Origin of the sequence: Candidatus Methylacidithermus pantelleriae, from assembly GCF_905250085.1 — a bacterium.
Classification (GTDB): Bacteria; Verrucomicrobiota; Verrucomicrobiia; order Methylacidiphilales; family Methylacidiphilaceae; genus Methylacidithermus; species Methylacidithermus pantelleriae.
Genome location: NZ_CAJNOB010000001.1, coordinates 43,991 through 64,158 on the forward strand (window position 1 = coordinate 43,991; position 20,168 = coordinate 64,158).

Annotated in this window: 16 protein-coding genes and 1 tRNA gene; 8 read left to right on the forward strand and 9 right to left on the reverse strand. The window is 56.4% G+C overall.

The window, feature by feature from the left end; all coding sequences use genetic code 11:
• The first annotated feature begins 47 nt into the window (after nt 1-47).
• A tRNA-Thr gene (locus KK925_RS00210) sits at nt 48-120 on the forward strand.
• A gap of 715 nt (nt 121-835) precedes the next feature.
• Here the strand turns inward: KK925_RS00210 and ispG are convergent.
• From ispG to thrS, 7 genes are all read right to left on the reverse strand, one after another.
• Nucleotides 836-2,569: a (E)-4-hydroxy-3-methylbut-2-enyl-diphosphate synthase gene (gene ispG, locus KK925_RS00215; protein WP_236027779.1), complete on the reverse strand. Its 1,734-nt coding sequence runs from the start codon at nt 2,567-2,569 to the stop codon at nt 836-838.
• Nucleotides 2,570-2,574: 5 nt separating this feature from the next.
• A complete protein-coding gene (gene rseP, locus KK925_RS00220; protein WP_236027780.1) occupies nt 2,575-4,038 on the reverse strand; it encodes an RIP metalloprotease RseP in 1,464 nt (487 codons plus the stop codon).
• Nucleotides 3,993-5,174 (reverse strand): 1-deoxy-D-xylulose-5-phosphate reductoisomerase, encoded by a 1,182-nt coding sequence (locus tag KK925_RS00225; RefSeq protein ID WP_174581595.1) that lies wholly within the window; start codon nt 5,172-5,174, stop codon nt 3,993-3,995. Before KK925_RS00225 ends, rseP begins: the two co-directional genes overlap by 46 nt.
• A 36-nt stretch (nt 5,175-5,210) precedes the next feature.
• Nucleotides 5,211-5,555, reverse strand: a complete 345-nt coding sequence (gene rplT, locus KK925_RS00230) for a 50S ribosomal protein L20 (RefSeq protein ID WP_174581596.1) — start codon at nt 5,553-5,555, stop codon at nt 5,211-5,213.
• A gap of 74 nt (nt 5,556-5,629) precedes the next feature.
• Nucleotides 5,630-5,845, reverse strand: coding sequence for a 50S ribosomal protein L35 (rpmI, locus tag KK925_RS00235; protein WP_174581597.1), 216 nt, complete (start codon nt 5,843-5,845; stop codon nt 5,630-5,632).
• 41 nt (nt 5,846-5,886) lie between these two features.
• Nucleotides 5,887-6,459, reverse strand: coding sequence for a translation initiation factor IF-3 (infC, locus tag KK925_RS00240; RefSeq protein ID WP_236027781.1), 573 nt, complete (start codon nt 6,457-6,459; stop codon nt 5,887-5,889).
• A gap of 51 nt (nt 6,460-6,510) precedes the next feature.
• Nucleotides 6,511-8,382, reverse strand: a complete 1,872-nt coding sequence (gene thrS / locus KK925_RS00245; protein ID WP_174581599.1) for a threonine--tRNA ligase — start codon at nt 8,380-8,382, stop codon at nt 6,511-6,513.
• Between the two features lie 213 nt (nt 8,383-8,595).
• Between thrS and lgt the strand changes: the two genes are divergently transcribed.
• The 3 genes from lgt to KK925_RS00260 all read left to right on the forward strand — a co-directional run bounded on the left by lgt (nt 8,596) and on the right by KK925_RS00260 (nt 11,534).
• Nucleotides 8,596-9,468 carry a prolipoprotein diacylglyceryl transferase gene (gene lgt / locus KK925_RS00250; RefSeq protein WP_236027782.1) on the forward strand — a complete coding sequence of 291 codons (873 nt, stop codon included), beginning with the start codon at nt 8,596-8,598 and terminating at the stop codon, nt 9,466-9,468.
• A 22-nt stretch (nt 9,469-9,490) separates the two neighbouring features.
• Nucleotides 9,491-10,648: an NAD(P)/FAD-dependent oxidoreductase gene (locus KK925_RS00255; protein ID WP_174581600.1), complete on the forward strand. Its 1,158-nt coding sequence runs from the start codon at nt 9,491-9,493 to the stop codon at nt 10,646-10,648.
• Between the two features lie 616 nt (nt 10,649-11,264).
• On the forward strand, nt 11,265-11,534 hold the full coding sequence (locus KK925_RS00260) for a hypothetical protein (protein ID WP_214096167.1): 270 nt from the start codon (nt 11,265-11,267) through the stop codon (nt 11,532-11,534).
• Between the two features lie 1,670 nt (nt 11,535-13,204).
• Here the strand turns inward: KK925_RS00260 and cyoE are convergent.
• A complete protein-coding gene (gene cyoE, locus KK925_RS00265; protein ID WP_174581603.1) occupies nt 13,205-14,128 on the reverse strand; it encodes a heme o synthase in 924 nt (307 codons plus the stop codon).
• 39 nt (nt 14,129-14,167) lie between these two features.
• Nucleotides 14,168-15,187 carry a COX15/CtaA family protein gene (locus tag KK925_RS00270; protein WP_174581604.1) on the reverse strand — a complete coding sequence of 340 codons (1,020 nt, stop codon included), beginning with the start codon at nt 15,185-15,187 and terminating at the stop codon, nt 14,168-14,170.
• A gap of 230 nt (nt 15,188-15,417) precedes the next feature.
• Between KK925_RS00270 and KK925_RS00275 the strand changes: the two genes are divergently transcribed.
• From KK925_RS00275 to KK925_RS00290, 4 genes are read left to right on the forward strand one after another with little or no spacing between them, the layout of a single operon-like run.
• Entirely contained in the window at nt 15,418-16,428 is a 1,011-nt protein-coding gene (locus tag KK925_RS00275; protein WP_236027783.1) for an AAA family ATPase, read from the forward strand.
• Between the two features lie 47 nt (nt 16,429-16,475).
• Nucleotides 16,476-17,408 carry a DUF58 domain-containing protein gene (locus KK925_RS00280; RefSeq protein WP_174581605.1) on the forward strand — a complete coding sequence of 311 codons (933 nt, stop codon included), beginning with the start codon at nt 16,476-16,478 and terminating at the stop codon, nt 17,406-17,408.
• A 4-nt stretch (nt 17,409-17,412) separates the two neighbouring features.
• On the forward strand, nt 17,413-18,447 hold the full coding sequence (locus KK925_RS00285; protein ID WP_174581606.1) for a VWA domain-containing protein: 1,035 nt from the start codon (nt 17,413-17,415) through the stop codon (nt 18,445-18,447).
• Entirely contained in the window at nt 18,444-20,153 is a 1,710-nt protein-coding gene (locus KK925_RS00290; RefSeq protein WP_174581607.1) for a vWA domain-containing protein, read from the forward strand. Before KK925_RS00285 ends, KK925_RS00290 begins: the two co-directional genes overlap by 4 nt.
• The last annotated feature ends 15 nt before the right edge of the window (nt 20,154-20,168 follow it).

The window sequence follows — 20,168 nt, forward strand, 5'->3', positions numbered from 1 at the left end:
TATCGTTAGGCGCTTACCGCTTGCTAGGTTTTCAAGGTTTCGCGTTTGCCGCTTTAGCTCAGCTGGTAGAGCAGCGCTTTCGTAAAGCGCGGGTCGTGGGTTCGAATCCCACAAGCGGCTTCGGAAAGAATAGACCTAACTTCCTATAGGACAAGCGCTTAACAGGCTGTATTGACGAGGGCAAGAAATTACGATCCGTGCCTACACAAACCGGCTAAGGACACATGCATCATGGCGAGACTTTGGAGGGAGAATGGATCGGGTAGCTCGGGGATAAGCTCCTTTTATGTCCTACACTCGGGGGGAGACGTATCGGTAGCGAGCTTATATAGGTTGGGGGGCCGCCAGTCCTGCGGGTCATGAGCCCCTTACACTTTTCCCCACAAGCTATAAGGCGGCCCCCAGACCCGCAAGTCTCACTAGCGCAAGCCTACTATTTTCCCATGAAAAAAGATGCGTTGAAAATCTCTTTACACATCGACCCTACACAGTTGTCCATAAGTCCTTAACTTCCAACACAAAGGTCAAAAAACCTGGGCAAGATAAGCTAGGATACGACCAGCCGTCTCCGGTTCTGTCTTCGCCAAAGAGTCTTCCCGATAACCCGCCCGGCATCCCTCCAGTAAGGGGAGACCCCTTTTGCCCCTTTCCTATGACGGGATCGAAAGATCCCAAAAAAGAGGTGTTCTTTCGCTCCCTTTTCCTCCCTTTTTCCCTTTCCAATGACTTCCAGCAAGCACAAGGCAAGTGGTTGGCCTCGCGAAGGGAAAGGTTTTCGCTCCCCATCAAAGATCCGCTCCCTTTTGTAAGACCTCCCCTAATCGATTTTTTTCCTTCAAGGGTCGACCCATTTGCCCTTTTCTCGGATGAGTTCGATGAGTCGGTCGACCGCTTCTTCTTCCGGGATATTAAACCGGACGGGCGTTTTACCCACATACAGGTTCACCTTTCCAGGCGCCCCCCCGACATACCCAAAATCAGCATCCGCCATTTCCCCTGGTCCATTCACAATGCATCCCATGACTGCAATCTTAACGCCCTTTAAGTGCCCGGTAGCCGCCCGAATCCTCGCGGTTGTTTGTTGCAGGTCAAAAAGCGTTCTTCCACAAGACGGGCACGCCACAAATTCCGTCTTGAACGAACGGGTTCCGGCCCCTTGAAGCACATGATAGGCCAAAAGGACGGCCTCTTTCGGATCCGGTTCGTTACGAACCAAAACGGCATCACCGATTCCCTCGCACAAAAGAACCCCGATTTGGATGGAGGTATCTAAAATCGTCCGGAGCTGGTCCGGCCAGGTGCCCTTTTCCTGGGGCCAAAAGGTATCCTTGAGAAGGATGGGATGCCACGAGGGAATGCGAGCAGCTAGCAGGCGAAACGCATACAAGGGTGGAAGCGGGGTTCGGTCGGCGATCGTGACGAGGCAAGGTTCGCGTATGTTCCACAGGCTCTTCCAGCTTTCTTCCTGATCGAGCCGGACTTCCCTTGGCCGTACCGTCTCCAAATCGAACTCGGGCAAAAGTTCACCTAGTGCGGGGTCTTGAATGAGTTGCTCTCGTTCCTTCCGGGTAGTTACGGCTACCCGCACCGGGGAATCCCCCCCTACGGAAATCCCATCCGGTAGGGTGAGCTTCCGTGAAGACCGCCGCTCGTACTCCCAACCAGCCGGAATCACCATCCCCTCGGGACTTTGGTTCCGGTAACGTTCCACCAGTTCCACCAACGCCCTTGCTACCGGGATTTCCTCCTTACTGGGTTCGGTTAAGGAAACCCGGATGGTGTCACCTATCCCTTCCGCTAGAAGACCTCCAATCCCAATGGCGCTTTTAATCCGGCCATCAATCCCATCCCCAGCCTCTGTTACACCCAGGTGAATGGGATAATTCCAATCATCCCCCTGCTCTTCCAAACGGCGAACCAGAAGGCGATAAGCTGCCAGCATGACTTTCGGATTGGAGGCCTTCATCGAAAAGACAAGCTCGTGCAAACCCCATTTCCTTGCGACTCGAGCGTATTCCAGAGCGCTTTCCACCATGCCTGCCGGTGTGTCCCCGTAACGGTTCGTAATACGATCCGAAAGCGAACCGTGGTTAACCCCAATCCGCAAAGCGACCCCGCGACGCAAACACTCCAAAACAAGCGGTCGAAAGGTTTGCTCGATTTTCTCTAACTCCCGGGCGTATTCCGCGTCCGTATAGACGCGAACGGCAAATTTTTTGCGGTCACAGAAGTTGCCCGGATTGATGCGGACTTTCTCTACCCATCGAACCGCCTCCATGGCCGCCTCGGGTTTAAAGTGAATGTCCGCAACCAAGGGAACAGAACAACCCAAGGCCCCCAAACGCTCACGGATGGCCCCTAAATTGGCTGCATCCCGTACCGTCGGAGCCGCCAGCCGAACCAGTTGGCAGCCTGCCGCCACAAGTTCCAGGGTTTCTTGGACGCATTTTTCCGTGTCCAACGTATCAGAGGTCAACATGGACTGTACGACGATCCCGTTTCCCCCTCCGATGGTAAGCGTACCAACTCGTACCGGCCGGGTCGCCCTTGGACGTTTCCTATAATCCACCCTCACTACTGACTGCCTCCACTTTCCACCCCGGGGGGAGCAAATCGCATCGGGGGAGCCTCGCGAGACCTCCTCCAGGGAAGATCCTGCACGTCAAAAAAGGTGACGTAGAGCATATAACCGATAAGAACCGTCGCACAAGCCGTCTGTAAAGCTTGCAACGTCTCCTGCTTGAGAGGCCTGCCCCGCAACCCCTCAATCACGGCCAAAAGAATATGCCCCCCGTCCAGTACGGGAATCGGGACAAGGTTTAAAAGGGCCAGGTTCACATTGAAAAGAACACTAAACCACAAGGCGAGACGCCACCCCTGTTCGCTTTCAAAGAGCATGTAGTAAAACCGCATAATCCCCACCGGCCCGCTTAAATGTTGCGGTTTAATATCCGAGCGGGGGGAAAGAATCGCCGAAATCGTGCTGGCCATCGCTGCTACGCTGGTTCGGAATTGGGTCCACGGATCCGGATGGACGATCCGCACAACCCCATTGAGATCCCACTGAATGCCCAGTTTGGGTTTATCCTCTCCGACCGGTCGTTCCGGCCGGACCACCACCTCCCATTGGGTGTTCCCTCGCCGGACCGTCAGCCGCACCGGTTGATTTCCCTGCTGCGCGATATAATCCCCTAGGGCCAGAGGAGAGAGAAGTTTTTGCCCGTCTACCGCAAGAATTTGATCATTGGGTCGGATCCCAGCTCGTTCGGCCGGGCTATGGGGGAACACCTTAGCCACCACAGGGGTTTGGGCCGGAAGAATCAAGATCTGACGGAGGCCTCGCCTTTGAAAAAACCCTCTGTCGAGCCGTTCCGGGACCACTTGGAGATCCAAAATCTTGCCTTGCCTTTCGATTTTGAGATGGATCGAAGTCCCTTCACTCCGGACGATTCGCCATGCAATCGCGCTGTCATCCATCCCTTGGAACTGCTGGACCGGGTGATGATCCACTTCAAGGATCCGGTCTCCCGGTCGCACCCCGGCTCGGTCAGCAGGGCCTCCCTTGACTACATACCCGATCACGGTGGTCAATTCGCTTTCGCTCACGGGTCGACCCACCACCCAAACCACGCAAGCAAACACCAAGGCCAGTATTAAGCTCGCCACCGGCCCCGCTGCTGCCACAATGATTTTGTCCAGCGGGCTAACCGAAGGAAAGGAAGAATCTGGCTCGGCTACCTTCCCTTCCAAGAGCTCCACAGGCCCCATCTGGGGTAACGCAACATAACCTCCCGCCGGAATCCATCCCAGGCTAAACTCGATTCCCCAGAGTTTGCGCTTCCAAATGGGCGTGCCAAACCAGATCCCGACTCGCTCCACAACCAACCCTCTCCAGCGTGCCGCCACCAAATGACCCAGCTCATGAACCATAATGAGCAGGTTGAACAAAAAGAGGACCTCGGAGAGGATCGCAAGGAAATGGATCCACCGGCTCACTTTTTCGGCTCCCTTACCAATATCGCCCGCTCTTTCACCCACTTCTCTGCTTGGGCCCGCGCCCAACGGTCGACCTCCAGGATCTCTTCCAAGCAAGGATGCGCGACCGCCCGGTGCTGCTCCATGACCTCCTGGACACACCGGGGAATGTCCGCAAAGGATAAGCTGCCTTGAAGGAAGGACTGGACGGCAACCTCATTGGCTGCATTAAGCACGCAGGGGAACGTACCCCCACTGCGGGCCGCCTGCCGGGCCAGCTCCAGAGCTGGAAAGCGCTCTGGGTCAGGCGCCTCAAAGGTTAAACTTCCCACTTGAACTAAGTTAAGGGGGGCCACCTCGGTGGGCAAACGGTCCGGATAGGTTAGGGCATACTGGATCGGCAGCCGCATGTCAGAGACGGAAAGCTGAGCCAAAACGCTTCCATCCACCCACTCCACCAGCGAATGGACGATACTCTGGGGATGGATCACCACCTCAATCTGATCGATCCCCACACCAAAAAGCCAATGCGCTTCAATCACCTCAAGTCCCTTGTTAAAAAGCGTCGCGGAGTCGACCGTGATCTTGCGACCCATCTTCCAGGTGGGATGCGTCAAAGCTTCCGTTTGGGTCACGTGCGCCAACGCTTCCTTCGGAGTAGACCGGAAAGGCCCCCCCGAAGCCGTCAAAATAATCCGCCGAAGCTCCTCCCGATTCCGGCCCTCCAAGCATTGAAAAATGGCATTATGCTCGCTATCAACAGGTAAAAGTCTTCTCCCGTACTTGTGGAGCGCAGCCGTCACAATGGCCCCGGCCATAACCAGAACCTCTTTGCTTGCCAGCGCGATATCCTTCCCCGTTCGAATCGCCGCAAGCGTCGGCCGGAGCCCAGCGGTACCCACAATGGCCACCAGCACAAGGTCTGCCTCCAGAGTTTCCACCAAATGGCAGAGCCCCTCCGGACCAGCCAGGCAAGGTACTTCCCTTGGAAGCAGTTTGGCCAGCGCGTGGGCAGCTTGCAAATCGTAAAGAGCCACGGCCTGGGGACGAAACTCCTGGTACTGCCGCCAGAGTAACTCGTGGTTCGAGCCGGCAGCCAGTCCCACGATCTCCACCCGGTCCGGAAGCGACCGGGCCACCCGGAGTGCATTTTCGCCAATGGAACCCGTGGATCCGAGGAGGATGATGCGCTTCTTCATGCCCCCTGTTGCCACGGGTTTGCGTTGGCTCAAAAACTACCGTACTGCCTCTACGAGCTGGGCGAAAACCTGCGGCTCCTGATACGCAAGAAAAGCAAGATTCTTCCGATCGATTTCCACACCTGACTTCCGTAACCGTTCCATCAGCCGACTATACGTAAGCCCCTGCGCGCGGGCTGCCGCATTGATCCGGGCAATCCACAGCGCCCGGAAGACTCGTTTCCGCGTTTTTCGATCCCGATACGCCCAATAACGAGCCTTAAAAAGAGCGTCCTTGGCGTAGCGATAGAGTTTACTACGACGACCCCGAAAACCCTTGGCCGCAACAAGAATCCGCTTCCGCCGTTTTCGCGAGGCCGGTGCATTGGTCACTCGAGCCATAACTCCCTCTTTCCCTGCGATTGTGCCCTAAAGGCTACGACACGTCAATCCTTGCGCCAAAACCCCTGCAACCTTTAGGAACGACCAAAAGGAAGACACCGGAGAACCCTTGGCTCCTCCACAGAATCGATCCTCCCCCAGCGCTTGAGCCGCCGCTTGCGTTTCCGATTCTTGGAAGCCGCCAGATGCCTCCTCCCAGCTCGAGAGGCAAGCACATAACCTCGCTTACTCACTTTAAAACGCTTGGCAACGGCCTTTTTCGTCTTACTCCTGGCAATGGGTTTCGGCATAAGTGCTTCTCCCTGTCGCTTGCGACGTACGTTCCTTTTCCCTAAGAGCCCGGTGAGGACCCGGCTTCGTTGGCTCCCGACTCCTCCAAGGTGTATTTTCGCACCCTTTTTTGTTCGGGCAACGGGTTCAACGTCAACCAGATGGAACGACCACTAGCGCGAGGATCGTCGTCAGCCGTTCCCACATGGGCCAAATCCTGACGAACCTTTTGCATGAAGGAAAGAGCCAGATCTTGATGCAGGTTTTCCCGACCACGCAATAACATATTGAGCTTTACTTTCATGCCTTTGCAGAGAAACGACTCTGCCTGGCGCAGCTTAATCTGGTAGTCATGGGGATGGATATTAAGATGGAGCTGGAGCTCCTTGAGCTTCGAAGCCGCGACCTTCTTTTTAGAGTCCCGCTCGCGCTTTTCCTTCTCATAGCGATACCGGCCGTAATCCAAAATGCGGCATACCGGAGGATTGGCGTTCGGGGCCACTTCCACAAGATCCAGTCCTTGCTTGCGCGCAGCCGCCAGGGCATCGGGAAGTTTCATGACCCCCATGGGTTTCCCGCTTGAGTCAATGACGAAAACCTCCTTCGCACGAATCTGATGATTAGCCCGGAGCACGGGAGAACGCGGCCGGTGGGATGGGAAAAAGGCAGCCACAGGAAACAAGAATCAGGCTAAAGAACAGGAACGAGAAGCACGCTCAGCAAGCAAGCGCTTGACAAAAACCGGCCAGTCCATCACTCCCAGATCCCCCGATCGGTAGCCTCGGACAGAAACCTGACACCGCGCACACTCGTTTTTACCAACGATACACACATAGGGGACCTTCTGGACAATCGCAAGTCGAATCTTTGCGCGCAAGGTTTCCCTCCCCTCTTCTACCGTTGCCCGAATGCGATAGTCGAGAAGCTCCTGGCAACGCTCCCGGGCATAGGCAAGCTCCTGGTCCGTAACAGGAACGATCCGCACCTGTTCGGGAGCTAGCCACAAGGGAAGAGCCCCTCCAAAATGTTCCAAGAGCATGGCAACCAGCCGCTCCAACGACCCAAAGGGCGCCCGGTGGATCATGACCGGACGGTGAGGCGCGTTATCCGGACCGGTATAGACAAGCTCAAACCGTTCCGGTAAGTTGTAATCCACCTGAACGGTTCCCAGCTGCCACTGGCGGCCCATCGCGTCCCGTACCAGAAAGTCGATCTTGGGGCCGTAAAAGGCAGCTTCGCCCGGCTCCTCTTGGTAGGGGATCCCCAACTCTTGCGCGACAGTTCGGAGCGCCCGTTCCGCCTTGTCCCAATTTTCCCGGGTTCCGACATACTTTTCCGCTCCTTCCTTTCGCAGGCCAAGCCGAACACGATAATCGCTCATCCCTAGCGTTTGAAGAACCTTCTGAACCAGCTCCAAACACCCCCGGATTTCCCCTTCTACCTGCTGGGGCATGCAAAAGATATGCGCATCGTCCTGCGTGAAACCTCGAACCCGCGACAAACCCGTTAGTTCCCCCGATTTCTCCCACCGGTACACGGTCCCAAACTCTGCTAGCCGCATGGGAAGCTCCCGATAGGAGCGAGGCCGGGAAGCAAAAATGCGGATGTGCATCGGGCAATTCATGGGTTTTACTAAAAACCCCTCCACCTTTCCTTCTTCCAGCCAGTTACTGAGTTGGGCACAACTGGCGTCTTCCCCTGCCAGTTTCGCAAGTGTCTCCGGATCCACTATCGGGGGAAACTGGCTTTCCTTGTAGTAGGGGAAATGCCCGGAGATCTGGTAAAGTTCCAGCCGCGCCACATGAGGTGTAACGACCTGCTGGTAGCCTCGTTTCTCCAGCTCCTCGGACAGAAACTGCTGAAGCTCCTGGCGAATGATCGCACCCCTGGGCTTCCAAAGAACTAGCCCAGGGCCTACCAGTTCATCGATCTCAAAAAGATCCAGTTCCTTGCCTAGCTTCCGATGGTCTCTCTGGCGAGCTTTTTCCAGGTTCTGGCAGTATTGATCAAGCTCTTGTTGCGTTCGAAACGCAACCCCATAGACCCGCTGCAGCTGCGGGTTTTTGGGATCACCCCGGTAATAGGCGCTGGCCACATGGGTCAGCCGAACGGCACCAATTTCGCCGGTATGTTCCACATGGGGCCCAGCACACAGGTCGACAAATTCCCCGGTCCAGTAAAGGCTGATGGGTTCTTCCGGGGGAATGGACTTGAGAATGTCTAGCTTGTAGTGGCTCGGATACGGCCGTTCCCCCAGGGCCGCCAACCGGCCTCGCTCAGCTAGCTCCCAGGCTTCCTTGCGGCTTACCACGCGCCGGACAAAGGGCAGCCGAGCGGCAATGATCCGCCGCATTTCCTCTTCTAGCTTGGGGAAATCCTCCGGGCTAATCCGGTGAGGGAGTTCGACATCGTAGTAAAACCCTCCTTCCACGGGCGGACCCGCAGCAAACTGGGCCTCCGGCCAAAACCGTAAAATGGCCATCGCAAGAATATGCGCGGCCGAGTGTCGTACTTTCTCTTCTTCTGGATCTAACGGGGAAACGCGCTTTTCCTTCATGGATGGTCTTTCTGCTAACCTGCCAGAAACTTCCTTTGGCTCCAAGAACCAAAGAGAACCCTTTTCCGCCACGGTTTCCCAAGGAAACGAAAAGCTTTTTCCTTAGAAACCCCGCTTTTTGAGAAAAAACAAAGCCCAACCCTAGACCTTGCAGGTCTGCCTTTCCTCTCGTACGCTATGGCCAAAAAGCTTCTTTAGCCCTGGAAGACCCCTGTGGAGTTGGCCTATTACGTCCATAACCTCGATCCGTATCTTGTCCGCTTTTCAGGACATTGGGGGATCCGCTACTACGGGCTTGCGTACGTGGCGGGATACCTCCTTTTGCGCTGGAGCCTTTCCTATCAGAGACGGCGGGGATGGCTCCCGCTGGACCAGGAGCGATGCGAATCGCTAGCCAATAGCGTTTTCTTTTTGGGAGCGGTCCTTGGGGGACGGCTGGGGTACTGTCTTTTGTACGATTTTCCGAACTTCGTCCGGAGGCCGTGGATTTTTTTTGAAGTATGGCGAGGCGGAATGGCCAGTCACGGGGGGATTCTTGGAGTCACGGTGGTTCTCTGGGCGTTTGCCAAGCGGGCTTCCCTTCCTTTTTTTGTCTTATCCGACGCAGTCGCTTTCTTTACCCCATGGGCTCTGGGCCTAGGCCGAATAGCGAACTTTGTCAACGGAGAGCTTTGGGGTCGTCCTGCGTCGGTTCCGTGGGCAGTCATCTTTCCCAACGCACCTTGGGTGGAAGGGAGACCCGTTCCGCGGCATCCCTCCCAGCTCTACGAAGCCCTTGTGGAAGGGCTTCTTCTGGGGAGTTTTCTCTGGATCCTGCGGCACAAACCGTTGCGACCCGGATGGCTGACGGCAGCCTTCCTATTAGCGTATGGAATAGGACGCGTAGCAGTTGAATGCTTTCGCGAACCTGACCCCCAGATTGGATTCTATTTTGGCGTGCTCACCCAAGGCCAGCTTCTTTCCTTCCCGATGATTCTAGCGGGAACTGTCTTGGCCCTCTGGCTAGCCAAAAAGGAAGCTTGCCCGCTACCCGGAGAACGCTCCGGAAAGTACCAGCTTGGAAAAGCTGGCCAACCCGGAGCTTAAGGTCAAGGAGTGATCGCACCCCATGGGAAGCAAAAACCCAAGGCAGCGCTGGGATGTGATCGTTATCGGAGGCGGGATCGCGGGAATTTCCCTAGCGTATTTTCTTAGCCGCGAAAACAAACGCGTACTTGTGCTCGAACGGGAATCCCGTATTGGCCGCCACGCCACAGGCCGATCGGCTCTTTTCTACCGGGCAAGCCACGGGCCAAAAGAAGTTCAGGCGCTGGCGGTGCTCAGCCGCTCCTTTTTCCTTTCCCCACCTCATGAATTTGGCTCCGGACCCTTGCTTACCCCACGGGGGGCTCTCTTTGTGGCTCAGCACGGGGAGGAATTTTGGTTAGAAAAGCTCGCACAGTCCCTACTTCCCCAATGCGGCCCTATCCAATGGCTGAACGCAGAGGAGGCCAAAAGACTCGTTCCCTTGTTACGACCGGACTATGGAAACACCTTTTTGTACGAACCGGATGCGTGCGATATCTCTTTATCAAAGCTCGTTGGAGGAATGGTCCAACGGATCGGTGCTTGCGGCGGTGCCCTCCGGTACGGAGTCACTCTTACCTCCATCGGGATCCAGGATAACCAGTGGACGGTAGAAACCCCGGAGGGCGTGTACCAGGCTCCTATCCTCTGCAACGCAGCGGGGGCTTGGGCAGATGAACTCGCGATTCAGGCGGGAGTTTCTCCCTTGGGAATCCGCCCCCTACGACGGACCGTTTGTCGATTGTTCTTGGAAGAACCGGAAGTTGCCCGCTGGCCAGCCATTTTCGATGCCAGGGAAAGGTTTTACTGCAAGCCCGCACACGGTGGGCTTTTGGTTTCCCCTGCGGACGCAGAGCCAGCAGAACCGGGTGATCCGCAAGCTCGCCCGGAAGATGCCGAAGTTGGCCTCCAGCGGCTCCAAGCGGCGGTCGCTCTCCCCTCAAGCCGGTATAGAGACTTGTGGGCCGGCCTTCGATCCTTTGTCGCGGACGGCCTTCCGGTAATCGGCATGGATCCAAAAGTGCCAGGGTTTTTCTGGCACGCAGCCCTTGGAGGATACGGAATTGAAACTTCTCCTGCTCTTGGAAGGTTCGGGGCAAGCCTTTGCCTGGGAGCTCCCCTCGGGGAGGAGTTTCAAGAACTAGCGCTTTTCCCCCATACGTTTTCTCCGGCAAGGCCCTCGCTCAAGCAAACGCAATGACGATTCTTTGGGATGTGAGTTTTGGGAACGCGTCTCCCGCCGCAAACCAAACTCCTGCCAGTAAGCACGTTTTTTTCTCTCTTCCCCAATCCAGGGTTGTGCCAATAGCGAAAGAGTAGAGCGACACATGAGTTTCTCTCCATGGCAGCATCTTCGCATCAAGTTCCCTAGGTGGACCAAGCGGCACGGTGTTGGCTACAAGACCGGTCACCCGATGTGGAGGAAGGGACGGTCTACCTCTTCCCACAGAATAGGCGCCTACCGCAACGGCTGATCGTCCATGCGCCGATGAACCAGCGGATTTGGGACAGCCAATTGCCTTAGCTTCTCGGGGGTTTTCCACTCCACCAAACCCTTGCGGATCCTCAAAGCAAGGCCGTCAACAACGTCGGCTCCGGGACAGAAACGGCCATCGTAGAGAGGTTGTTAGCGAGGTCCCTCATCCGAAGATGAGACGGCCTTTTCGTCCGAGGACACGCAACCGGCTGATGCGCTTCAGTCTTGAGTACCAGGAAGCAGCATTGGCCACGGAGAATCAATCGATCCTCGTGGTGCATCCCAATTTGAGATGAGGGGCGACATCGTGCGCGACCTGCACGAAAAGATCGTTTTTTCTATGTCTCAGGCTTTACCAGAAAAAATCCGCGCAAGAACCGTGCCCAAAAAAGGCGGTCGCAGCGATCGCATGAGGAAGCTCCCTCTTTCCACTTACCAGGTGTGGCTGCGCATGACGATCCAAGAGGGTTCGTTCTTTAGCCCCTATGCGACCGCCCTACGGACGGGGAAGCGGAGTTTTCCGTGCCAGATGCAGGCTTGTGCTTCGATCAAACCAGAACAATCGGTCCTTCCTGCCGCCGTTTGCCTCTGCCGCCCAAAAGTTCCCTAGCCTTTCGCGTCCTCACTCCAAACAAAGATGGGCTTCCATCGGCGAAAGGCGGAGGTGGGCCCGAACCTATCGAGGAAGCTAAGGAATGGGATCCAGAGAGTGGGAAAGGTGAAGGTGGTCGAAGAGCGCAAGCAAAGGAAGGGGAAACCGCAGGTTTTGCAGGAAAAAAAGCGGCCGCTAGGTATCGTCCCGAGGAAACTCAACGGGTTTTTGGCTAAAGAGGACTTTCCGAGCGGGTGCGTCTCTCTCTTTCCGTTTCCGCCGCTTCTTTTCGTAAACATTTTTGTGTGGAAGAAAACGGATACGCCAACCATGCGGGACGGAAGCGGACTGGCAGCCGGAGCGCGGCCACCAAGCCACTTCGATCTACTCGGCTCGAAGGACAAAACGGCGGGCCACTCGTCCTGCCCGGCCAGCGCTATCCCCAGACGGGAGCCTATCAGCGCGCGGTTGCGGCTGCCGGACGGATTGGTCAACCCCAGCCACGAGTTCCTTTTTTAGGCACGCGCTTGCGCCTAGAACCGGGAAGCGATCCTCCAGGCCCTTTCTGCGAGCCGCACGCTCACCCGAAGAACCAAGAGCGGCAAACTCGTCCGAGAGCGGGAGAAATCCGCAGTAAAGGTAGCGCTTTGTGCGGGACGGGAAGGTGTAGCGGGCGTTTGCGAGCGGTCGCGGCGCAAGCCGTTTCCCTGGTGACACGCCACCCTGCCCGATGCGTGGGGAGCGACATGAACGAACATCGCTTCGCCTTGGCCGAAAGGGACCGTTTGCTAATCTCGTCGAATTCCGACAGACCCGATGAAATTTCTCTGGCAAGAGGAGGGAGCAAGCCAAAGCGATCCTTAGTTTGGGGGCTGCAAGGAGATTGCCCGGCCCTTTTCCGAATCGGGCAAGGCGCTTGGGATCAGACGCTGGGATCTTCGCAAGAAGAAGCTTGAGCTTGAGTTAGTGGATCCCGTTAGCGGTTACCTGCTTTTCTTCCTTCGCCTAGCGGCAAGGCGATCGCGGTTGCTCAAGTGGGCTTTTCCCACCGGAGTCGTGTGATCGAAGGTGGACCCCGGGTACACCTCTGTGGTGGGCGTGGTCAATTCCTGGCGCGCCGTGATGCACCAAGTTCTTAACCAGGGCCCGGCCTCGTGCCCTGGGTCGGAGAAGATTTTTACGTCTTTCCGAACGCCCATTTGCGCTAGAGCTAGTCTTCCCTACTCGCAATGGGGGTCGGTCATATGAGCTTCGCCCTACCCGCAAGCCATCGGACGAAGCATGTCCTAGCCGGTTTTTCTATGGCGGGCTTCGGAAAAGAGCTAAAGCGGCACGTGCACCGCACGATTGGCTGGTGAAAAAATCGACCGCTTCCCCCCACCACCTCTGTCCCCGAAAGCGCAAGACTCGGCCACTACCCGGGTTTTGTCGGTCAAACTCGGGCACGCGAAAGCGTCGGCAGCACTGTTCGGCCGGCGTCCTGGACGATTTTCTTTGGGCAGAAGAGGGGTTTTTGATGGTTCTCGGAACGGTCCGGAGCCAGGAGCCAACTCCAAGGATTTTTGTCCTGATCGCAGCTCTTTTTCTCCTTCCAAAGGCCTGTGGTCCGGTTAGCGCTCACCCGAAAACGCCCACATCCCACAAACCGCTACGCTTGGAAATCTCTCCCACCGTCCAAAGACCTTTCCCTAAACTCCACGGTAACCAACTACCAGTAGCGCGAGAAGGGCCGGGAGATAAACAATCGAACCTAGAAAGAGGGAACGGGCATGGGTCCGGCTTGGCTCCTGCAAAAACCGAAACGCAAGCCCCACAAAAAACCCTCCTAGAACGACCGCCCCCGGACCATAGAGGCCCCCTACTGTTCCCATCCACCACGGAACAAGGGAGACGGCCCACAGGAGCACCGAAAACACCAAGCATGCCCACCCGCACGACACCCCGGACCGGTCCGAGTCAAAGAAGGTTCGAATGCCAGCTTCCCCGTACTCCTGCCGGTACAACCAGGCAATGGCCCAAAAATGGGGTAATTGCCATAAAAAAAGGATACCGAAAAGAACCCACCCCATAGCCCAATCCCTTTGATCCCCTGCCACATAGCCGATGAGCGGCGGTAAAGCTCCCGAAACGGCGCCAATGAGCGTGTGCCACGGGCTTTTTCGTTTGAGGGGTGTGTAAAGAACGACGTAAAGAAAAAGAGTGAGCGCAGCCACCCAGCTGGGTCCCATTCCCACGGTTTTCGCAAGATAGAAAAGGCCGGCCAATCCCTCAAAGACAGCAATCAAGCAGGCTTGTCGAGGGGCAAACCGACCCGCGGCAATTGGCCGGTCACACGTCCGCGACATCCGTCGGTCGACGTCTCGCTCAAGAAGCTGGTTCAATCCCGCAGCAGCAGCCGCAACCAGGGCCGTTCCTACTAAAAGGTGCCAGGCTTTGCCTCCTTCCGAAGGCCGGGAACTACCGACGTAAAACCCCACAAGTGTGGTCACAAGGACCATCGCCATTAACCGGGCCTTGGCCAATTCTGCCACATCCCGGCACCACTCCCGAGCGCCCACCAAAAGCTCTCCCAGCCGGGAACCTCCCATGTCCTTCGTAAAAAGTCTTTTCATCCCTGCGTTACCTTTGAGCCCAGGCCCCTACCGGACACCCTATCGTGGAACCAGTAGCTCCGGGCTCTTCTCGTTTGGCCTCCCAACCTCCTGACTCCTCGTTTTCAAAACCAGCACCCACGCCCATCCTGCCAGAAGAAGAATCACGGACCCAAGGACCACGTGGGCGGTGGCGATCCACGGGTGCCGCCATGTTAGGATGGTGGCGATCCCAAGACCCATTTCACCCACGACCAGGCTCCCCCAGAGTCTCGACCACCCGGCAAACCACGGGAGAGACGTTTCTTTCTTTCCCCAAACCCAATAAAAAAGTGCCCCTAGCCCAAGAGCCAACCCTATTCCGCGGTGGATCCATTGGAGGTAAATTTGACCGAGCGTGGTAGGAGGCCACCCATGTTCCATTCTCCAGCGATTCCAATTCGCTAGCTCATCCGGAGTAAAGACCGGCCACCATTTGCCATAGACGGTGGGAAAGTCGAGAATGGAAAGCCCAAGATGAGCATGCCGCATGGCCGCCCCTAGAAGAATTTGGCTATAAACAATAACAACTGTTCCTCCCAGAGCCCAGGGAAGCCAAGCGGGAGCTTTCGCATGGGTTTTTAACTCAGTCCCCTCCCACCAAAAGGGAGAGGTTGCCAAGACGACGAGACCAATCACCAAAAGAAATCCCTGAGCCAGGACCGCATGAACTAGTCCCAGATCCTGTTTGAGCCAGATCACCCGCAAGCCCCCAATCACCCCCTGGAGGACGACCAAGAGAGCCGCCCCAGACGCTAGCCAACGAACCCATCTTCTGGGTTCGACCCACCAAGCCCAAACAGCTAAAACAAAGGTGAGGATCCCCACCGCAGCCGCCGTCAACCGGTGCAGGTGTTCGTAAAAAACTCCGCCGACCCATCGGGAAAAAGGGAAAAGGAAAAGATTATAACCGAAGGTCGAGGGCCAGTCTGGTACGGCCAGTCCTGACTCGGTACTGGTGACAAGCCCCCCAACGCCGATGAGAACAATGACCGAGCCCAGGACTCCGATCGCATACCGGTGAAACGCCAGCCGCCCCATTTTAGGCTAATTAGGTTCGAGAGACGGCTCTTGTCACGTGAAATCCTGCCTTGACTTGATAAAAAAAACTAATCTCGCCAAGCCCCCCTTTTCGAGCGAGGCCTCGCCAGGCAGACCCAAAAAAGCTCCTTTTCTCCTCCAAACCCTTCGGCATGGGACGCTCAAGGGAGATCCTTGTAGAAAAGGGGCTTTACCCATAGTATCTCATTAGAGGCCACAATCCGAATCTCATGGGCGTTACGATCCACCCCTCCATGGAATCCCCTCCTTCCTCCGGTACAGACGGCCAGAATTGGTCCGAGCGCGTGAGACGAGAAATTCAAAAGGCAGTGCTGGGCCAAGAACGAATCATTGAACGGATCCTCGTAGCCCTTCTGACGGGGGGTCATGTCCTTTTGGAAGGAATGCCGGGTCTAGCAAAAACGCTCCTTGTCAAAACGGTAGCCCGGGTAACAGGACTGGACTTTGAACGGGTCCAATTTACGCCGGACCTTTTGCCGAGCGATCTTGTGGGAACCCTTGTGTACCAGCCGGCAACCGGACAGTTTGTCCCTCATTTAGGACCGATCTTTGCCCATGTGATTTTGGCCGATGAAATTAACCGGGCCCCTGCGAAAGTCCAAAGCGCTCTCCTAGAAGCCATGCAAGAGTGCCAGGTCACCCTGGGAGGGCATTCCCACCAGCTCCCCTCCCCCTTTCTGGTCCTGGCGACCCAGAACCCGATCGAGCAGGAGGGAACGTACCCTCTGCCGGAAGCCCAAGCAGACCGGTTCCTTTTCAAGCTCCTCATCGACTACCCCTCACACGAGGAAGAACGCCGGATGCTACAACTGTGGGGGTATCTCACCGAAGAACCCAACCCCCAATGCGTATCCAGCCGGGATGAGATCCTGCAGTTGCGTCGAGCTGTCGACAAAACGTACGTTTCCCCGGCGATCGAAGCCTACATTTTGAGTTTGGTTCGTGCTACCCGGAATCTTGCCAAGGGAACGGGAGATCACCGGGGAAAACCCCTAGCCTACGGGGCTTCCCCCCGGGCGAGTCTTGCCCTTTACCAGGCCTCCCGAGCGCTAGCGTTTCTGCGCGGTCGCACCTACGTAACGCCGGATCTTGTGCAGGAACTTTTCTTGGATGCACTCCGCCATCGAATCGGGCTTTCGTATGAGGCCATTGCAGAAGAAAAAACGCCCGATGATATTCTTTGTGCGCTTCTCCAGACAGTCCCCGTTCCCGAGGAGTAGTAACCGTTTCCCCACCCCAACGTAAGCAAGGGAGTCTTTGTCAAACGATGGGTCCAAGAAGTCGCTCGGATGCATCGCAGTCCCCCAAGGAGTCAAGTGCACAAGCCGGTTTGCTTTTGCGCCGGTTGGAATGGCGCATTCGCAGGAGTTCCGGTTGGATCGTAAGTGGGCAATACCGCAGCGCTCTCCGAGGCAAGGGAAGAGAATTTGATTCGGTCGTGAAATACGAATTTGGCGACGACGTGCGAGACATTGACTGGAATGTGAGCGCGCGGATGGGCGAGCTTTACCGAAAAAAATTTGTGGAAGAGCGGGAGTTATCGCTGGTGCTCGTCTTTGAGGATAGTCCTTCCCTCTCCTTTACCCTAGGGGGACCTACCAAACGAGAGTTTCTTTTGGAGTGCGCGGTTCTGGTAGGCATCTTAGCTCGTATGAACCGTGACCGGTTGGGTCTTTGGTACACCAACGGTAAGGAGAGCCGGTTCTATCCCCCCGCCCGGAGCTGGGGGATTAAGGCTGGTTGTCTTACCTATCTTTTGCGTGCCTCGGCTCCTCCCATCTGGGAGAAAACCCCAATCGAAATTCCATGGGATTTTCTCCTTCGCGCCCTTCCGCGACATTCGATTCTCTTCTGGTTGGGCGATTTCCCTCCAAGATCCAAGCCTCGCTACTGGGAAGAAATCCGCCGAAGATTCCAACCGATTGGGTTTCGCGCGTTGGATCCCCGGGAAGAAGATCTGCCCTTGTTGGCGCCCGCGGAGATCTTCGATCCAGTGACAGGCCAGCTTCTGGAACGAGCCCCAGGTTCGTTCCGAGAGGATTGGCACGGCTTCCAGCAGTGGTGGGAAAAACGAGAGGAAGCGTGGGAGTCTTTTTTCCCTCATCCTGCCAACCGGTGGACGGCACGAACAAGCGATAGCCCTCTTCGTGCCCTCGTGGCCTTTTTTCGACACCGGATGCGCCTACTGCGGCGAGGATAACCCCATGGAGATTACGTCCTGGCAAAAACCCTTGTGGCTTTTGGCGCTCCTAGTTTTGCCTGTGCTTGCCTGGGCAAGGAGGGCTCAACCCCGCGCGGCTTGGGTCATTCCGCACGCAGGACAGTGGCTCCGGCGTCGTGGATGCCGAGCGGCCTGGCCCACGCTTTTATCCTACCTGGGGCTTGTCTTTCTCATCCTGGCCTTGTGTCGGCCCCAAGGACCCAAAGCAGGTGAAAACGTCCGAAAGATGGGATATGACATCATGCTCGTATTGGACATTTCCGGGAGCATGCAATCAGAGGATTATGTGCGAGACGGTAGACCATTGAGCCGGCTCGATGCGGTTCGTCCCGTGGTGGAAGCTTTTCTTAAGCGGCGACAAAACGATCGCATGGGTCTTATTGTTTTTGCGGGTCATCCCTATACCTTGGCCCCTCTTACGTTTGACCATGCATGGCTCCGATCCCAGCTGGCACGGGTTCGAGCGGGGTTGGCCGAGGATGGAACCGCCATTGGCGATGCCCTGGGGCTTGCCTTAATACGGCTGGGTGTCTTGCACCCGCATTCTTCGTCGTTCCATTCGAGCCGATTCATTGTGGTTTTGACTGACGGGGCCAATAACTGTGGGCGACTCAATCCTCTGGCGGCAGCGCAGCTGTGCCGCAAGCACGGCGTACCCGTGTACACGGTGGGAGCAGGAAAGGGAAATGCAAGCTCGCTAGCGGAATTAGACGAGCCCCTGCTAAAAGCCATTGCCGAAGAGACGGGAGGCGAATTTTTCCGAGCCCCAGATAGTTTTACCGTAGAAGCCGCCTTCCGGGCCATTGACGCCCACCGGCCTTCAATCCTCCAAGAGACCCAGCCTCGGGTAAAGGAAGAGCGGTTTGGTGTGTTTGCCCTAGCCGCTTGCCTCTGCTGGATCGCAGCGTGGGTTCTCGTCACCTGGAGGGTTTCGCGGCCAAGCTTGCCCAGGGCGTGGCTAAGCCGCTTGGCTATCCTAAGACGCTCGAAAATCCCCGTGGAGGTAAAGGGTTTATGAGTTTTGGGTCTCCCAGTTTTCTTTGGCTCCTACTGGCCTGGACCGGGTTTTGCCTTTGGTTTTTTTTGCAAAGAAAAACGTTCTCCCCTTTTGCTCAACAACCCTTGTGCCGTGTGGAGATTTTTCCCAGGCAAAACCGGGTAATCGGGATACGGAACAAAACTCAAGTCCCTCTTTTCCTTTGGTTGGGCGTTTTTTTTCTTCTTTTGGCGCTAGCTCGCCCCCAGTGGGGAAAAGTGGCTTTTTCTCTTCCTCCCGGATCCTCCCGAAAGGTGCTTTTGGTACTGGACCTTTCCCAAAGCATGCTGTGCACGGATGTCCACCCCAGCCGGCTGGGGCGCGCCAAGGTGCTCGTCGAAGGCATGCTGGCCCGGCTCAAAGGGGAGGAAGTCGGACTTGTGATTTTTTCCGGAACGGCCTTTGAAGAGGTTCCCTTTACGCGTGACTATGAGGTTTTGCGGCAAACGCTAGCCGAGCTCGACCCCTCGTATCTTCCGGTCCCTGGGACGCGTTTTCGACCGATGCTCGAGACCGTTTTGCGCGTGGCCGAGCGTTCGAAGGGAGAACCCATCGAAGTGTTCCTTTTGAGTGATGGAGAGGCGCACGACCAATCTTGGTCTTCCTATCTTGGGCCGCTGCGGAAGGCCCCGGTTCGCATCTGGTCCATTGGCATTGGGACTTCCTCGGGAAGCGTTATCCCTGCAGGCAAGGGCCTCCTCCATGATTCCTTCGGGAAGGTTGTCGTTTCCCGGCTTGAGCCGCGGTCACTGGAAGAATTGGCTCAAGCTACCGGGGGTGGCTATCTTGCGGGCGATCGCTGGGTGGATCTTGCTTCGCTCCTGGAACAACTGGAGGGTGGCCGAGTCCCGGAAGGATTTTCCTCTGGAGTAACATCTGAGCGTCGCCAGGAACACTTTGCGTTGTTTTTGGCAATAGCCTTTGTGTTGCTTTGTCTTTCCCTGTGGAGAGAAATTCCGGCAAGCCCGCCGGGTTCGTTTCAACTGCCCGGAGGGGTATTGAGGAAATGGGGTCTTTCCCTCGCCTTGATCCTGGGGCTTGCAAGCTTTTCCTTGTCCCGGCAGGCGTGGGGAGCGTTTCTCCAAACGATTGAGGAGCTTTCCGAAAGGGACCGGCTTTCGGGTAGGGAATACGAACGGCTCGCTTCCGACACGCTCGTCCACGCTCAGAGAGAACTGGGCCTTGGCCACCGGGTTCCCCGCGGAATTGTTCTTGATGCTTTAGAGGCCGTAGATCGAGGGGAACGCAGTTCACCCAAACTCGCCCCTTGGAAGGAACTTCGAGACAGGTTGAACGAACTCTTGCGCGAGCTCGACAAAAGGGAAAACCTTGGAGAACCATCCTTTTCGCCTGGCAGAAAAAAAGGGGGGTCGTCGTCCTCCTCCTCGTCTACGGGAAGGGAGAGGGCAGGCGAGTCCTGCCAGGGGGAAAGCGAGTCGCGCTCCGATTCGAACGAGGGAAACGGTTCTTTTTCTTTCCAGCAAAATTCGCCGCCAGTCCCGTCCGGCGTTGCCCCGCAAGAACAAGCCGGTGGTCAATCCAGCCGTTCCTCTATCTCTGGGGAGAAGGATCCCCTCCGCATCGATCAGCTCTCGGAGATTGAGGAAGGAGACTCCCAGGCTCGCATTCTGGGAAGGCTTCGGAGATCGGAAGCAACTTTTTCCTCAAAGATCGATAAGCCGTGGTAAAAGAGTTTCGTTGTC

What these genes read in the sequence shown, in the direction of transcription:
- KK925_RS00225 (WP_174581595.1), bottom strand. Translation starts at nt 5,174, where the DNA reads ATGAAGAAGCGCATCATCCTCCTCGGATCCACGGGTTCCATTGGCGAA.
- rplT (WP_174581596.1), bottom strand. Translation starts at nt 5,555, where the DNA reads ATGGCTCGAGTGACCAATGCACCGGCCTCGCGAAAACGGCGGAAGCGG.
- rpmI (WP_174581597.1), bottom strand. Translation starts at nt 5,845, where the DNA reads ATGCCGAAACCCATTGCCAGGAGTAAGACGAAAAAGGCCGTTGCCAAG.
- thrS (WP_174581599.1), bottom strand. Translation starts at nt 8,382, where the DNA reads ATGAAGGAAAAGCGCGTTTCCCCGTTAGATCCAGAAGAAGAGAAAGTA.
- KK925_RS00255 (WP_174581600.1), top strand. Translation starts at nt 9,491, where the DNA reads ATGGGAAGCAAAAACCCAAGGCAGCGCTGGGATGTGATCGTTATCGGA.
- KK925_RS00260 (WP_214096167.1), top strand. Translation starts at nt 11,265, where the DNA reads ATGTCTCAGGCTTTACCAGAAAAAATCCGCGCAAGAACCGTGCCCAAA.
- cyoE (WP_174581603.1), bottom strand. Translation starts at nt 14,128, where the DNA reads ATGAAAAGACTTTTTACGAAGGACATGGGAGGTTCCCGGCTGGGAGAG.
- KK925_RS00270 (WP_174581604.1), bottom strand. Translation starts at nt 15,187, where the DNA reads ATGGGGCGGCTGGCGTTTCACCGGTATGCGATCGGAGTCCTGGGCTCG.
- KK925_RS00275 (WP_236027783.1), top strand. Translation starts at nt 15,418, where the DNA reads ATGGGCGTTACGATCCACCCCTCCATGGAATCCCCTCCTTCCTCCGGT.
- KK925_RS00280 (WP_174581605.1), top strand. Translation starts at nt 16,476, where the DNA reads ATGGGTCCAAGAAGTCGCTCGGATGCATCGCAGTCCCCCAAGGAGTCA.
- KK925_RS00285 (WP_174581606.1), top strand. Translation starts at nt 17,413, where the DNA reads ATGGAGATTACGTCCTGGCAAAAACCCTTGTGGCTTTTGGCGCTCCTA.
- KK925_RS00290 (WP_174581607.1), top strand. Translation starts at nt 18,444, where the DNA reads ATGAGTTTTGGGTCTCCCAGTTTTCTTTGGCTCCTACTGGCCTGGACC.